Raw genomic sequence first — 684 nt, 5'->3', positions numbered from 1 at the left:
GCGCTGGCCGTGGGCACGGTGGTCTCGCTGCTGCTCGTGGCCATGCTGGGCATCTGGCCCGAGGCCATGGTGACGCTGTCGCTGGTGCTGACCTCGCTGGCCTTCTGCCTGGTGATCGGGCTGCCGCTGGGCATCCTGCTGGCCAGCAGCGACCGGGCCCAGCGCGTGATGCGACCGGTGCTCGATGCCATGCAGACCACGCCGGCCTTCGTGTACCTGGTGCCGGTGGTGATGCTGTTCGGCATCGGCAACGTGCCGGGCGTGGTGGTGACCATCGTGTTCGCGCTGCCGCCGCTGGTGCGCCTGACCAATCTGGGCATCCGCCAGGTGCGGCCCGACCTGATCGAGGCCGCCCGGGCCTACGGGGCCTCGCCGCTGCAGTTGCTGGCCAAGGTGCAGCTGCCGCTGGCCATGCCGTCCATCATGGCGGGCATCAACCAGTCGCTGATGCTGTCGCTGTCGATGGTGGTGATCGCCTCGATGATCGCCGTGGGCGGCCTGGGCCAGATGGTGCTGCGCGGCATCGGCCGGCTGGACATGGGCCTGGCGACCGTGGGTGGCCTGGGCATCGTGCTGCTGGCCATCACGCTGGACCGCATCACCCAGTCCATGGGCCAGCCGCGCCGCGGCGTGCGCCACTGGTGGCAGACCGGTCCCGCCGGCCTGGTGTGGCGCCTCGCCGCG

The 684-nt window shown here is 71.2% G+C and carries 1 protein-coding gene; it reads left to right on the top strand.

The window, feature by feature from the left end; genetic code table 11:
* Nucleotides 1–684, top strand: a 684-nt coding sequence (locus tag AC27KI_RS26590; protein WP_487116878.1) for an ABC transporter permease subunit, incomplete at both ends; no start/stop codon positions are given.

The organism is Acidovorax sp. KPB24-03, from assembly GCF_057546605.1.
Note: the sequence above shows the minus strand (reverse complement) of the source record. Positions and strands in the feature narration are given on the sequence as shown.